We start from the raw sequence: 14831 nt of genomic DNA on the forward strand, positions 1-14831 counted from the left end.
GGCCGACCTGCCCGGCGGCGCGGTGACCGGCACCGCTGGCGCTCAGAGATCGATCGCGGCGCTCAGCTGCACGGTACGCGGCGCCGCCTGCGACAGCGTGCCGTAGGAGGCCACGCCGCCCCAGTAGCGCCTGTCGAACGCATTCATCAGGCCCGCCCGCAGCGTCACCGGCCGCCCCGCCACTACCGTGGCGCAGCGCGCGCCGATATCCACCCTGGTCCACGATGGCACCGATTGCAGGTTCGCCTGGTCGACGTATTCCTTGCCCGTGTAGGTGAGCGCGCCGGTGAGCGTAACGGGGCCTGCATCCCATTCTCCGCCCAGGTTCGCCATGGCCCTGGCCACGCCCGGCGGGCGCCGCCCCAGCGTGGCCGGATTGTTGGTGCGTGTCAGCTCCCCGTCGATCAGCGTCACGCCGCCCAGCAGCCGCACGCCAGGCGCCGCGCCGCCGGACAGGTGCAGCTCCACGCCGCGGTTGCGCTGTTCGCTGTCGGGACTGTAGACCGTGCCGTACAGCTGGCCGCTCGGCTTGGTGATCTGGAAGGCCGCCAGCGTGGCCAGCAGGCCGGCGACCTCGGACTTGGCGCCGATCTCGACCTGGCGGCTCTTGTACGGCGCGAACACCTGACCCGCGTTGCTGGCCGTGTTCGGCGCGATATCGCCCTTGCTCAGGCCCTGGATGTGGTTGGCATACAGCGACAGCCGCGGCGTGGCCTTGAACACGACGCCCGCCAGCGGCGTGACGGCGGTTTCATCGTAGCGGGCCGTGCGCAAGCCGGTGGCGGCGTTGAAGTTCTCCGATTCCACGCTTTGCCGGCGCAGGCCCAGCGTGGCTTGCAGCCGGCCATCGAACAGGGCCAGCGTATCGGCCACGGCAAAGCTGGACAGCGTCGACTCGGACAGCTTCGGAACACGCGCCGGTTCCGGCACCGCCTGGGCCGCCGCCGCGACTGGGGCGTAGAGGCTGGACCGGATGATGGTTCCGGCGTTGCTGGCATTGGCCAGCCGGTCGTGGTACGCGTTCGCCATCAGCACCAGCGCGTGGTCGACCTGCCCGGTGCGCAGCGCGGCTCGCAAGCCCACGTCCGCCGCGGCGCGATTGATCTGGAACTTGAAGTGCGTCGGCATCGCCGAGGTGTCGCCTTGCGCGTTCAGGATGGTCGGCGTCTGCTCGGAAAGCCGGCCGACGTCCGATTTGGCCGCCCCCAGATCGGCGAAGACCGTCACCTTGTCCGACAAATCGTATTCCACGTGGCCCAGGGTCGACACATCGCTCGAACGCCACCAGCCCCACTCCTGCGTGACGTTGCGGCGACCATCCGGGGCCGCCGGCACGGGCAGCCCAGGGCTGACCAGGAACGGCCGGGTGGGCGCATCGATCTTGCGGTACTGGCCGATCAGGTCCAGCGTGGCGCGCAGGCGCCGGCCCCGGTAATCGAGCGCCAGCGCGGCCACTTCGGCGCGCGCGTCCTGCTTGTCCAGCGCCGTGTCGCCCTGGCGGTGCAGCGCGTTGAAGCGGATGCCGAAGTCGCCCTGCCGGCGGCTGACGTCGACCGCGGTGCCGAACTGGCCATCGGCGGCGTAGTCGAAGGTCAGCCGCGTCAGGTCGCTGTGCAGCGAACGCTTCGGCACGGCGTTGACGACACCGCCCACGCCGCTGTTCGGCGACATCCCGTACAGCAGCGCGCCCGGCCCCTTCAGCACCTCCACGCGCTCCAGGTATTCGGTGGACAGATGGTAGTTCGGCGACACGCCGTACACGCCATCCAGCGCCACTTCGCTCAGGTTGCCCTCATTGACGGGGAAGCCGCGCAGGAAGAACGAATCGGTCACGCCGCCGGTCTGGCCGGTGAAGCGGGCCGACGAATCGCCCCCCAGCACCTCGGCCAGCGTGACGGCCTGCTGGTCGCGCATGCGCTGCGACGTGTAGGACACGATGCTGAACGGCTGGTCCAGCACGTCGCGCTCGCCCAGCAGCCCGGCACGGCCGCGCTTCGCCACCTGTTCGTTACCCTCCCCCTCGGCGGTGACGACGACCGTCGGCATCGTGGCAGCCGTGGTTTCCGCGAGGCTGGCGGCGGCGGGCAGCGTGCCGGCGATGAGAAGTGCGAGGGGGCGAAGAGCGGCGCGCATGGGGATGGTGGTTGTCAAAAGATCAGCATCGTATCGCAAATACGAATCATTCTCAACCGGAATCATTCTCAACCGGAATCATTCTCAACCGGAATCATTCTCAACCGGAATCATTCTCAACCATATACCGCCCGCCGACCGCCGTGCTCGCCGCAAACTCGTGCCGGGAATCACGCCGAAGGGGCGCGCTTGCCAGCGTTGCGCCGGCGCCGGTACACTGCGCGTGCCGGCACACGGCCCGCAAGCCGGTCGATGCAGTATCAGGGATACGCCATCGGGCTACCTCGCCCAACGGCACTCGAACGACATCTGAGGGATTGCGGCATGCTGGAATTCGTACTGTACGTCTTCATGGAACTATTCCTGTACAACCTCGGCAGGGTGGTCATCTGGATGCTTTCGCTCGGCCGTGTTCGCGCCGAAAACCTGAAGGAAGCGTTCGCCATCGGGAAACGCGACCACGTCACGCACGGCGGCCCGGCCGTCGTGCCGGCTGCCGCCGGCCAGCTGGTCGGCGGGCTCGTCTTCACGCTGATCCTGATGGGTTTGTTCGCGTTGTACCGCTAGACCGCCCGGCGTTTCAACGGCCCCGCGGCACGCCCAGCGTACCCAGTACCTCCAGGCTGCCGTCTGTCCGCGCCCGCGCCACCACCATTTCTCCCTGCGACAGGCTGGTACCGGTCAGCGCCCGCACGTTGACGTCATGCGTCACCAGCACCAGGTTGCCCGGAGCGCGGTAGGCAGCCACGTACGTGCGCACGGCGGCGGTTTTGCGGTCCGCCACCGCGGCATCTTCCTGCCAGATCGAGTCCACCATCGGCGCCGGTTCGGCACGGCCGAAGGCCAGTTCGGCCGTGTCCACGCAGCGGCACCAGCGGCTGGCCAGCACGCGGCCGACCGGCACCGCGTGGCGGCGGAACGCGGCACCGATCGCGGCGGCATCGGCCCGCCCGGCCGGCGACAGGTTGCGCTGGGTGGCGCAGTCGCCCAGCCTGAAGCCGGCGGGGTCGCCGATGCCGGGCGTGGTGACGGCATGGCGCATCACCACGACATGTCCGCCATCGGCCAGGCGCTTCCACAGGCCGGCTTCATCGGCACGGGCCGGCGAAGCGTGCAGCAACGCTGCGGACAGCAGGAAGGTTAGCGAACGTGGCATGACGGCTCCCGGTGGTGGTCCGGGAGAGCGCACTGTCCCGGTCTCGCGATGCGCTCACCATGATGAGCGATGGGCACGGCGATTATGCAGCGCCGCAGCGTAATATATCAGCGTTCCACAGCTGATCCGATACGCTCCATGCCCCTTCGCCGAACCTGCCTCGCCCTCGCCATTGCCCTGCTCTCCGCCAGCCACGTCCATGCCGCCGATTTCGACCTGGCGCGCGAGGGCGTCACCGCCGCCGTGCTGGCGGAAGACCACGCGACGATGCGGATCGCGGCCGACCTCGTGCGGCGCGATTTGCGCGCGGTCGGTGGCGCCGCGGCGGCCCGCGCCGGCAAGCTGGAAGACTGCAGGGAAGTCTGCATCGTCATCGGCCGGCACGATTCGGCACTGCTGCGCGGGATCGCCCGCGCCGAAGGGCTGGACTTCACCGCGCTGGCCGGCCAGTGGGAAAGGTACCAGCGGGTCGGCATTGCTTCCCGTGCCAGGCCGGGCACGCGGCTGCTGGTGATCGCCGGCTCGGACGTGCGCGGCGCCGTGTTCGGCGCGGTCGACCTGACCCGCGAACTGGGCGTCTCCGCGTGGGAATGGTGGGCCGACGTGAAACCGGCGGTGCGCGAGCATGTCGCCGTACGCGGCGAGAACATCCTGTCCGATACGCCATCGGTGCGCTACCGGGGCATTTTCCTCAACGACGAGGACTGGGGCCTGCAGCCATGGGCCGCGAAGACCTACGATCCGGCCGGCGATATCGGCCCGGCGACCTATGCGCGCATCTTCGAGCTGCTGTGGCGCCTGAAGGCCAACCTGGTGTGGCCCGCCATGCACGACTCGACGAAGCCGTTCTACCAGGTGCCCGGCAACGCGCAGGCGGCGAAGGATTACGCCATCATCGTCGGCACATCGCATGCCGAGCCGATGATGCGCAACAACGTGCGCGAGTGGAACAAGCGCGATGGCGACTTCAACTTCTTCACCAACCGCGAAGCCATCACCCGCTACTGGAAGACCCGCGTCGATGAAACGAAGGGCGCGGAGGCGATGTACTCGATGGGCATCCGCGGCGTGCACGATTCGGCAATGGAAGGCGCGGGCACGATCGACGAGGCGCGTGCCGGCGTCGGCGCGGCGATGGCGGTGCAGCGCAAGCTGCTGGCCGAGGCCTGGCGCAAGCCGCTGCCGCAGATCCCGCAGGCACTGACGGTGTACAAGGAAGTCCTCGACATCTACAACAGCGGCCTGCAAGTGCCGGACGATATCACGCTGGTCTGGCCGGACGACAACTACGGCTACCTGCACCAGCTGAGCACACCCCGGGAAGCGGCGCGCGGCGGCGGCACCGGGCTGTACTATCACCTGTCCTACTGGGGCCGCCCGCATGACTACCTGTGGCTCGCCACCACGGCGCCGGGCCTGGTGCGCGACCAGCTGCAGCGCGCCATCGCCACCGGCACCGACCGCGTCTGGGTGGCCAACATCGGCGACATCAAGCCGGGTGAATACCTGGCCCAGTATTTCCTCGACGCCGCCTTCGACAAGCGCCAGCTGGACCGCCCCGCCCACGCCCACATGGAGGCGTGGTTCGCGCAGCAGTTCGGCGCCGCCCAGGCAACCGCCATCGCCGGCGTGATGCGCGAGTTCTATGCGCTGGCGTGGGAGCGCAAGCCCGAATACATGGGCTTTTCGCAGACCGAGCCCACCACCCCCACGCGGCAGTCGGACTACCTGCAGTCGGGCGGCGAGGAAGCGGAACGGCGCCTGGCGCGCTATGAAGCGCTGGTGTCGCGCGCGCAGGCGATCGGGGCCGCGCTGCCGGCCGACCGCCAGGATGCGTACTTCCAGCTGGTGCTGTACCCGGTCCGTGCCGGCGCGAACCTGAACGCGCGCATCCTGAAGCTGGATTTGGCGGCGCAGTACGCCCGCATGGGCCGGCCGTCCGCGCAGCACTACGCGCAGGCGGCGAAGGCGGCGCAGCAGGCGATCGCCGCCGATACCGCGCACTACAACGCGCTGGCCGGCGGCAAATGGCGCGGCATGATGGACGCCGCGCCGCGCCGCCTCCCCGTATTCATGGACCCGGTGTTCCCCACCTATGCGGCGCCGGCGCGCGGCGATTGCGCCCTGGCCTTCCCCACGCCGCTGTCGGCGCAGGGCGGCGCATTGTGGTTTACGCGCGGCGTGCCGGAGACGAAAACGCTGACGGTGATCCAGTACGGCGGCACGCCGCTGCGCTGGTCGGCCGGCCAGGTGCCCGCCGGCCTGCGCCTGTCGCCGGCCGGCGGCATGCTCGATGCCGCCAACGGGTACGAGCAGCGCATCGCCGTCACGTACGACGGCCGCGGTAACACGGGCGGCCTGCAGGTCGGCTGCGGCGAGCGCCGCCTCGCCGCCCGCGTACAGCTCGCGCCCGGCGCCGATGTGCCCACCGAACACGAACGGATCATCACGCTGCCGGCAGCGGCCGCCAGCGCCACCGGCTGGACGCCGGTCGATGTCGGCAGCCTCGGCACCGCGCAGCGCGCCGGCTTCTCGCTGCCTCCGCGCGACGACCCGGCCGGCGCCCCCGCCCTCGAATACACGTTCCACAGCCACACGAAGGCCGAGGCCCGTTTGCGCATCGTGGCCGTGCCGGTGCATGCGCTGACCTCGGCCAGCAGGCTGCGCATCGCCGTGTCGCTCGATGGCCAGGCACCGGTGACGCTGGACTTCGCCACCGTGGGCCGCAGCGACGAATGGAAGCGCAACGTGCTGTCGAACAGCGCCGTGCGCACGCTGCCGCTGCCGGCGCTGCCACCGGGCCGGCACGTGCTGCGCGTGCATGCGCTCGATCCTGGCTTCGTGCTGGACCGCATCGAGGTGGTGTTCGATGGGGCGCCGGTGTATTACGGAGCGGCGCCGGCAGCGGCACCCTGAGCGCCGCCCGCCGCGCCGTTACCGGTGCAGCTCGCCGGCACGCTCGGGCTGGTACACCACCTCCAGCAGCTTCACCGTGAAGGCGGCGCCATCGGGCCGCGTCCAGGCGATGCTCTTGCCGGTCTCCAGGCCGAGCAGCGCGCTGCCGACCGGGGTGAGGATCGACAGCCGGTCCGCGGCGCCTTCCATGTCCCTCGGGTAGGACAGCACCATGTCGTGCTCCACGGGGTCCTTGTCGAGCACGAAGCGCACCCGCGAATTCATGGTGGCCACGTGCGGCGGCATGCCTTCCGGCTCCACCACGTCGGCACGCGACAGTTCCTGCAACAGTGCCTGCTGGGCCTGCGCCTGCGCCGCGGGCAGCGCGTCGAGCAAGGCTTCCAGGCGGTCCATGTCCAGCGACGAGACGACGATGTTCGGTTTCATGAGTATCTCTGCAATAGTGGCCCGGCCGGCGGCCGGGCGGTCAAATCGGTCCGCCCGGTCAGGCGGGCGGCATGGGCAGGAAGGATGGGGCCCGGGAGGCCAGCTGGCCGGCGGCCGGCTGGGAGTTCCTCACCGAGCCCGGGAAAGCCGGGCGAGATCTCGCGAGCACAGCGCCAGCGCGGGCGCGGGAAAGAATGCCAGCCGTACGGACGAGCAAACGCCTCCCTCGTTCAGGGGCGAACCATGGCTCCGGCAAGGAAGTGATGGGTTCGTGGTCGGCATGGGTATCGGCGAACGCCGAGGAGCGTCGCTCCGGCTGATTATACACAGTCAAACTACCGGCCATGGCGGGCTGGCCTGCGGGATGCCGGAATGTCACGTATCATCCCGGTCTTGTCGATATTTCATATGTGAAGGACCATGGATCCCGCTGTTTCCTCCAATACCCGCCCGTTCTTCGCGCGCCCGCGCACCGTGTTCATGCTGGCCACGCTGTGCTGCCTGCTGTGGGGCAGCTCCTACCCGTCCATCAAGACCGGCTACGAACTGCTCGGCATCGTCCAGCACGACGTGCCCTCGAAGCTGATCTTCGCCGGCTACCGCTTCCTCATCGCCGGCCTGTGCCTGGTGCTGCTGGCCATCGTGCTGCGCAAGCCGGCCTTCCAGCTGAGCGGACGCCAGCTGCGCCAGCTGGGCATGCTGGGCCTGGCGCAGACCGGCCTCCAGTACGTGTTCTTCTACATCGGCCTGGCTTACACGACGGGCGTGCGCGCATCGATCCTGAATGCCACCACCACCTTCTTCAGCGTGCTGCTGGCGCACTTCATCTACCACAACGACAAGCTGTCGCCCCGCAAGGCGGCGGGCTGCCTGCTGGGCTTTGCCGGCGTGGTCGCCGTCAACCTCGGCAGCGGTCCGCTCGATATCGCCTTCACCCTGCAGGGCGAAGGCTTCATCGTGATCGCCGCGTTCGTGCTGTCCGCCGCGTCGATCTACGGCAAGCAGGTGTCGGCCGGCATGGATGCGATGGTCATGACGGGCTGGCAGCTGGCGATCGGCGGCGCCGCGCTGCTGGCGGGTGGCTATGCTACCGGCGGCACGGTCGGCAACATGACGCTGGTCCCGGCACTGCTGCTGGCCTACCTCGCGCTGCTGTCGGCCGTTGCGTTCACCTTGTGGAGCCTGCTCCTGAAATACAACCCGGTGGGCACCGTGAGCGTGTTCGCCTTCCTGATCCCCGTGTTCGGCGCGGCGCTGTCGGCGCTGTTCCTGGATGAAAGCATTCTCGAATGGAAGAACCTGGCCGCGCTCGCCATGGTGTGCGCCGGGATCTGGCTGGTCACCCGCCAGCCCAAGTAATCGCGTCACCGGACCTCATGGGGGCGCTTCCTGTTCGGGCGGATAAACCAGGTTGCCGCCCTCCACCCGCGCAAAGCCGGTCAGCACATGGGGACGCGTCTTGCCACGGTTGATGATGTGCAGGGCCGCGATGCCGCGCACGGCCAGCGCGTCGGCCACCATCGAGCGGTGGCAACGCCAGGGCACCGCTTCCGCGCACATCAGCGCGATGCGTTCCCGCCCTGCCAGGGCAGCCACCTCGTCGACGCCATGCCAGAATGCATCGGTCTGCATGTAGTCCGCATAGCCGCGGAACGACTTGTTGCGCCAGCCGGCATTCGGCGAATCCTTGCGCGGGTGCCGGAGCCCGCCCAGGGCGCCGATGTACTGGTACGCGATGCCGGCGTCCGCCAGCGAGGCAGGCAACTGGTCCTGGCCGAACTGGGGATTGTGGCGTGACTTCGGCACGGTGCGGATATCGAGGAGCCGCGCGACGCGGTGCTCGCGCAGCAGGTCGATGAATTCCTGGATCGGGCGGTTCGAGTGGCCGATCGTGAAGACGGGCTCCATGTGCGGCGGGCTCCTGTGATGGGATGAACCGCCATTGTCGCGCCGCCCGCCGTCACGGGGCGCCACGATGCCGGCGCCGCGTTGCCAGCGCGCCGGAGCTTACCAACTAGTCGATTGCACTTGACTTTTGGTTAACATTAGCCGATGCTGCCTTGCACCATGACTGCCGGAGCATCGCATGCACCCACTCGACCGCCGAAACAATACCGACATGGCGCGCGAGATCGATCGCGCCATCTCCATCGAACACCAGGAAGGCACGCTGAAAGCGTGGTCCCATCTCATTCAGATCGGGATTTCGCCGAACGCGATCCGCCGCATCCTGGAACTCGATTCCGGTGCCCGCCGCCGCCGCCGCGCCGCGATTCCGCTGGAGGAAGCCGAAGCATAAGCACGTGTGCGGGCGCACAAAAAAAAGCCGCGCGGACCGAATGGCCCGCGCGGCTTTTCCTTGACTGCTAGCCGGCTCAGGCGGAAATCACGCCCGCGCCCGGCGAAGCCTTGCACACATAGATGGTGGCGCCCTGCCCGTTGGGACCCGGGTACTGCTGTTCCACCGCGGCGCGCACCGGCGACACCAGCGCTTCCGGCACCAGCGCCACCACGCAGCCGCCGAAGCCGCCGCCGGTCATCCGCACGCCGCCCTGCCCGCCGATGACGTTCTTGACGATCTCGACCAGCTGGTCGATCAGCGGCACGGTAATTTCGAAATCATCGCGCATCGACGCATGCGACGCGGCCATCAGTTCGCCCATGCGCGCCAGGTCGCCCTGGCCCAGCGCCGCGTTGGCGGACAGCACGCGGGCATTCTCGGAAACGATGTGGCGCGCACGCTTGAGCGTGACGGCATCGAGTTCGCCGCCGCGCGCATCGAGCATCGCCTGGTCCACGTCGCGCAGCGCCTTCACGCCGAAGTGGCTGGCGGCCGCCTCGCACTGCTTGCGGCGCGTGTTGTATTCGCTGTCCACCAGGCCGCGCTGCACGTTCGAGTTGAAGATCATGATGGCCGCGCCGGCCGGGATCGGCACCGGCGTGGTTTCCAGCGAACGGCAGTCGATCATCAGCGCATGGCCGGCCACGCCGGAAGCGGAAATGATCTGGTCCATGTTGCCGCACTTGGTGCCGACGAAATTGTTCTCGGCACGCTGCGCGGTCAGCGCGATGTCGATCGGCGTGACCTTTTCAAAGCCCGGCAGCGTGGCGAACAGGCGGCCGATGGCCACCGTCAGCGACGCCGACGACGACAGGCCGGCACCCTGCGGCACGTCGCCCGACACCACCATGTCGAAGCCCTGCAGCGGCAGGCCCTGCTCGATCATGTCGATGATCACGCCGCGCACGTAGTTGGCCCACATGGGCTCGTCGCGGCGCTCGATCGGCGCATCCAGCGAGAACTGGTCTTCGGCGCCCGCGTAGTCGGCCGCCACGATGTGCACGATGCGGTCGGCGCGGCGGCGCGCGGCGATCACGGTGCTGTAGTCGATCGCCGCCGGCAGCACGAAACCGTCGTTGTAATCGGTATGCTCGCCGATCAGGTTGACGCGGCCGGGGGCCTGCACCACCACTTCGGGTGCGGCACCGAACTTGTTCTCGAACGCGGTGCGGGTATGGTTAATCAGCGTATCGCTCATCAGGATCTCTTCTTGTTTGCGTGGCTATTTGGATGTTGTATTCGATGCTCGTCTTTGTCGCTTACGGGCGCTGGAGGTAGTGTACATCCGGCAGTGCGCGCAATTGCGCCGCCGCCTGCTCCGGTGTCAGGTCGCGCTGCGCCTCGGCCAGCATTTCATAGCCGACCATGAACTTGCGCACCGATGCGGAACGCAGCAGTGGCGGATAGAAGTGCGCGTGCAGCTGCCATGGCTCGGTGCCCGCCTCGTCGTCGGCCTTGCCGTCGACAGCGTACGGCGCGCCGTGCCAGCCCATCGAATACGGGAACGAGGTCTGGAACAGGTTGTCGTACTTGATGGTCAGCTGCTTGATGGCCACGGCCAGGTCGGCGCGCTGTTCCTTCGTCAGGTCTTCCAGGCGCTTCACGGCGAAGCGCGGCAGCAGCAGCGTCTCGAACGGCCAGCTGGCCCAGTACGGCACCACCGCCAGCCAATGTTCGGTACCGACCACGGTGCGCTCGCCCGCCGCCGCCTCGCGCTCGGCATAGTCGAGCAGCATCGGCCGGCCGTTTTCCCGGTGGTAGGCGCGCTGTTGCACATCTTCCTTGGCCGGCGAATTCGGGATGAAGCTGTTGGCCCAGACCTGGCCGTGCGGGTGCGGGTTGGAGCAGCCCATCGCCTGGCCCTTGTTCTCGAACACCTGCACCCACGGATACGTCTTGCCCAGCTCTTCGGCCTGCGCGCACCAGGTGTCGATCACCTGTTCCAGCCCCGGCAAGTCCATCTCCGGCAGCGACTTGCTGTGGTCCGGCGAAAAGCAGATCACGCGGCTGACGCCGCGCGCGCTGGTGTTCTGGAACAGCGGGTCGGTGCTGGCCGGCGCGTCCGGCGTATCGGCCATCAGCGCGGCGAAATCGTTGTTGAAGACAAACGTTCCCTTGTAGTCGGGATTGACTTCGCCATTCACGCGCGTGTTGCCGGCGCACAGGTAGCAGTGCGGATCGTGGGCGGGCTTCGGTGTATTGTCGACCGCTTCCTGCTGCCCCTGCCAGGGGCGCTTGGCGCGGTGCGGCGAGACGAGCACCCACTCGCCGATGAGCGGGTTGAAACGACGGTGTGGATGGTCTGTGGGATTGAACATACGGCTCCTGTTTCTGTGGCTTGCTGTGAGACTGTATCGAGACTGTACCGATACCGGGCGGTTGCCGGCGCACCATGCGGCTCGCCGGCCTCGGCAGGCGAAGCGGAGCGGGTGTGCAGGAAAACCGGGCGCGACCCGGCATGATAGCGCGTTGCGCGCAATCATGAAGCCGGGCCGCGTGAAGGGTGCGGGCTAACCCGCGGGGAAGATTACCACCATGCGCCGTAGACGGCGATGAGGATCGCGCAGATGATGGCCGAGCCGATCGCGAAGCTGCGTTCGACGCGGAACATGCCGGTGTCGACGATCATGCGCTTGGCTTCGCCCGAGACGGCCGAGGTCTTGCTGATCAGGACCATGCCCGCGACGACCACCCAGAACACGATGAACATGCGGTCCAGGAACGGGATCTCGTAGACGCCCGTGCCATTGTCGACGGCAAAGCCGATCGGTGCCAGGAACGACAGGTCCATCATGCCCGGCAGGAACTTCAGGATGATCGACAGCACCAGGCCGCCCACGGTGGCGAACATGGCCGCGGCGTGGGTGGTCTTCTTCCAGAAGAAGCCCAGCAGGAACATGGCCAGGATGCCCGGTGACACGAAGCCCGTGTATTCCTGGATGAAGGCGAAGCCGCCCTTCTTGTCGATGCCGAGGAACGGCGCGATCAGCGCGGCAATGGCGATCGACACCATGACCGTCAGGCGGCCGACCCACACCTGCTTCTGCTCGCTGGCGGTCTTGTTGAAGTGCTGCTTGTAGATGTCCAGCGTGAAGATCGTCGCGATACTGTTGGCCTTGCCGGCCAGCGAAGCGACCACGGCGGCGGTCAGCGCGGCGAAGGCGATGCCCTTGATGCCGGTCGGCAGCATGGCCAGCAGGGTCGGGTAGGCACGGTCCGGATTCAGTTCACCACCCACGCGCATCGAGTCGCCCAGCGCGCCGGACTTGTCCAGTGCGTAAGCGGCGATACCTGGCAGCACCACGATGACCGGCATCAGCAGCTTCAGGAAGGCGGCGAAGAGCAGGCCCTTGCGCGCCGTCTTCAGGTCCGCGCCCAGCGCGCGCTGCGTGATGTACTGGTTGCAGCCCCAGTAGTTCAGGTTGACGATCCACATGCCGCCGATCAGCGTCGTCAGGCCCGGCAAGTCCATGTAGTTCGGGTTGCCGCGGTCGAGCACCATGTCGAAGTGCTCGCCGGCCCGCACGAACAATTCGCTGGCACCGGCGATCGAGCCGCTCTTGCCGCCCAGCGTGGCCACCAGGTCCAGCGCGATCCAGGTGGTGACCAGGCCGCCGACGACCAGGCACAGCACCTGGATCACGTCGGTATAGCCGATCACCTTCATGCCGCCCAGCGTGATGATCGCGGCGAACACGGCCAGGAAGATCATGCAGGCGAACACGTTGATGCCGGCCACACTGGAGATCGCCAGCGCGCCCAGGTACAGGATCGACGTCAGGTTGACCACCACGTACAGGCCCAGCCAGAACAGCGCCATCGTCGTGGCCACGGCCTTGCCGTAGCGCTGCTCGAGGAACTGCGGCATCGTGTAGATGCGGTTCTTCAGGTACACCGGCATGAAGAACACCGCCACGATGATCAGCGTGGCCGCGGCCATCAGTTCATACACGGCGATCGCCATGCCGATCTTGAAGCCGGAACCGCTCATGCCGATGAACTGTTCGGCGGAGATGTTGGATGCGATCAGGGAGGCACCGATGGCCCACCAGGTCAGCGAGCCTTCGGCGAGAAAGTAGTCATGCGAAGCCTGGCCGGAAGTGCTCTTTTTTCGGCGGTAGATCCAGATGCCGTAGCCGGAGATGACGATGAAGTAAAACAGGAAGACAAGCGTGTCCAGGGTCGAAAATTGATTCATCGGAATATTTTTGAGTGTGTCTCTGGTAATGGGCGGTCTTGGATTTCCGCCCTGCTTCTACTTATTGGGACGCCGGTCCGGCCTACGCTCATGGCCGGCTCCAGCGCCTTTTTTCCCCAATGCGGCGACAGGATGCACCACGCAGTGCCCCTGTCGGCGATCGCGACCGGAATCACTCAGCAGGTTGATTGCTGGACGGCTCAAATGGTCATTGTTGCGATAGCGCTAACTATACCATGGGCAATTACATAGCAGACACAAAAAATGTAGTCGAACATGCGCTTCCGGTGCGGACGAGCGTCAGGTAATGAAAAATTACTACGCCCGCTGTTGAATATGTGAACTGCAAGGAAAGGGAAACGCAGCGGCGCGCAGTGCGCGTGTCGAGGAAAAGCTCAGGTACCGAAGCGCACCGGCTCCGGCGGGGGAAACAGGAAGGTGCCCAGCACGCCGTTGCGGCCATCGTGTTTGACGGCATACAGCTGCGCGTCCGCGGCCGAGATCAGCGCGTCGGCCGATAGCGGCCACGCCGCCTGCGCGCCGGGCACGCAGGCGACGCCGAAACTGGCCGTCGCGCTGACGTCGACGCCGTCGCCGATGCGGCATTGCGCGCTGGCGAAGGTGGCACGGATGCGTTCGGCCAGCGCCAGCGCCAGCGGCCAGTTCCGTCTGGGGCAGCACGACGAGGAATTCCTCGCCGCCGTAGCGCACCACGCTGTCGACTGTCTCGCGCGTCATCGCTTGCAGCAGGCCGGCGAAACTGGCCAGCACCTGGTCGCCCGCCGCGTGGCCATGGGTATCGTTGATGCGCTTGAAATGATCGATGTCGCACAGGATCACCGACAGCGCGGTGCCATAGCGGCGCGCCCGCGCCAGCTCGGCGGCCAGCAGGCCCTGCTGCAGGACCCGGCGGTTGTGGCAGCCGGTCAGCGGATCGCGGTCGGCCATCTGCCGCAGCAGGATGGTGGCGCAGAACTGCTCGCGCTGCGACAGGTGCAGGCGGCGCGCCGCCAGATAGCCGAGCACATTGGAGAGGATCAGCAGCAGGACCAGCGTCAGCACGTCGTCCGTCTTCAGGTAGCCCTGCACCACCTGCATCGCGCCGAACACGGCGCTGGAGCCGGCCCCGATCGCCACGGTGTAGCCCAGGCGGTTGGGGAAATTCACATACACCGCCATCACGATCAGCGCCTGGGACATCACATTCCATGGCAGCGTGCCGGGCTGGTACCAGCACACCACCATGAACACGGCCAGCGCCACCACCAGCAGCGCGCTGGAGGCGCCGGTCGAGGTGGCCACCGATTCCGGCCACCGGCAAATGGCGAGGTAGCCGCCCAGGGCCACCAGCGCCACCGCCACGCGCAGCGCGATGAGGGCGAAGGCGATCCCGGTGGGGCCCAGCGTGGCGATATCGGTGGCGCCGAACACCACGTAGAATCCCGCCGCGCACAGCAGGCTGGTCTTCAGCTGGGCGTTGCGTTCCGGCAGACAATGCTGAAGGAAACGCGCTTCGCATGCCGGATCCGCGAATTCCGCGCGCCGGCGGTCGATGGTGAGTCGGGAGGTGGACAGGTCTTGGAGAGGCACAGGGTCGTTCCGGCAGCTGGCGGTTATAGGGGGCCGACCGCCCGCACCACGCGGCCGGCTACCTCCCGCGC

The 14831-nt window shown here is 67.4% G+C and carries 12 protein-coding genes; 4 read left to right on the top strand and 8 right to left on the bottom strand.

Going from position 1 to position 14831, the window contains the following annotated elements:
• Positions 1–42 precede the first annotated feature (42 nt).
• Positions 43–2133 carry a TonB-dependent siderophore receptor gene (locus OU994_RS19175; RefSeq protein WP_281611670.1) on the bottom strand — a complete coding sequence of 697 codons (2091 nt, stop codon included), beginning with the start codon at positions 2131–2133 and terminating at the stop codon, positions 43–45.
• A gap of 324 nt (positions 2134–2457) precedes the next feature.
• Here OU994_RS19175 and OU994_RS19180 point away from each other — a divergent pair, with 324 nt between their 5' ends.
• Complete coding sequence (locus OU994_RS19180) at positions 2458–2700, top strand: hypothetical protein (RefSeq protein WP_281607204.1); 243 nt, start codon at positions 2458–2460, stop codon at positions 2698–2700.
• 13 nt (positions 2701–2713) lie between these two features.
• On the opposite strand, the gene OU994_RS19185 is transcribed toward OU994_RS19180, so the two are convergent.
• Positions 2714–3289 (bottom strand): histidine phosphatase family protein, encoded by a 576-nt coding sequence (locus OU994_RS19185; RefSeq protein ID WP_281607205.1) that lies wholly within the window; start codon positions 3287–3289, stop codon positions 2714–2716.
• Positions 3290–3427: 138 nt separating this feature from the next.
• On the opposite strand from OU994_RS19185, the gene OU994_RS19190 reads away from it, so the two are divergent.
• On the top strand, positions 3428–6205 hold the full coding sequence (locus tag OU994_RS19190) for a glycosyl hydrolase 115 family protein (RefSeq protein ID WP_281607206.1): 2778 nt from the start codon (positions 3428–3430) through the stop codon (positions 6203–6205).
• 18 nt (positions 6206–6223) lie between these two features.
• Here OU994_RS19190 and rnk read toward each other — a convergent pair whose 3' ends face one another.
• Positions 6224–6631, bottom strand: a complete 408-nt coding sequence (rnk, locus tag OU994_RS19195) for a nucleoside diphosphate kinase regulator (RefSeq protein ID WP_281607207.1) — start codon at positions 6629–6631, stop codon at positions 6224–6226.
• Between the two features lie 420 nt (positions 6632–7051).
• Here rnk and OU994_RS19200 point away from each other — a divergent pair, with 420 nt between their 5' ends.
• The gene (locus OU994_RS19200; protein WP_281607208.1) at positions 7052–7990 is read left to right on the top strand and encodes a DMT family transporter; all 939 of its coding nucleotides are present in this window, start codon (positions 7052–7054) and stop codon (positions 7988–7990) included.
• Between the two features lie 15 nt (positions 7991–8005).
• On the opposite strand, the gene OU994_RS19205 is transcribed toward OU994_RS19200, so the two are convergent.
• The gene (locus OU994_RS19205; RefSeq protein WP_281607209.1) at positions 8006–8539 is read right to left on the bottom strand and encodes a DUF488 family protein; all 534 of its coding nucleotides are present in this window, start codon (positions 8537–8539) and stop codon (positions 8006–8008) included.
• Between the two features lie 178 nt (positions 8540–8717).
• Here OU994_RS19205 and OU994_RS19210 point away from each other — a divergent pair, with 178 nt between their 5' ends.
• Complete coding sequence (locus OU994_RS19210; protein WP_131145553.1) at positions 8718–8930, top strand: hypothetical protein; 213 nt, start codon at positions 8718–8720, stop codon at positions 8928–8930.
• 76 nt (positions 8931–9006) lie between these two features.
• Here OU994_RS19210 and galK read toward each other — a convergent pair whose 3' ends face one another.
• The 4 genes from galK to OU994_RS19230 all read right to left on the bottom strand — a co-directional run bounded on the left by galK (position 9007) and on the right by OU994_RS19230 (position 14760).
• Positions 9007–10170: a galactokinase gene (galK, locus tag OU994_RS19215; RefSeq protein WP_281607210.1), complete on the bottom strand. Its 1164-nt coding sequence runs from the start codon at positions 10168–10170 to the stop codon at positions 9007–9009.
• Positions 10171–10231: 61 nt separating this feature from the next.
• Positions 10232–11290: a UDP-glucose--hexose-1-phosphate uridylyltransferase gene (locus tag OU994_RS19220; RefSeq protein WP_281607211.1), complete on the bottom strand. Its 1059-nt coding sequence runs from the start codon at positions 11288–11290 to the stop codon at positions 10232–10234.
• 209 nt (positions 11291–11499) lie between these two features.
• Positions 11500–13170 carry a sodium/solute symporter gene (locus tag OU994_RS19225; RefSeq protein ID WP_131145550.1) on the bottom strand — a complete coding sequence of 557 codons (1671 nt, stop codon included), beginning with the start codon at positions 13168–13170 and terminating at the stop codon, positions 11500–11502.
• A 318-nt stretch (positions 13171–13488) separates the two neighbouring features.
• Entirely contained in the window at positions 13489–14760 is a 1272-nt protein-coding gene (locus OU994_RS19230) for a GGDEF domain-containing protein (RefSeq protein WP_281607212.1), read from the bottom strand.
• Positions 14761–14831: the final 71 nt, after the last annotated feature.

Origin of the sequence: Pseudoduganella sp. SL102, assembly GCF_027856995.1 — a bacterium.
GTDB lineage: Bacteria > Pseudomonadota > Gammaproteobacteria > Burkholderiales > Burkholderiaceae_D > Rugamonas > Rugamonas albidiflava.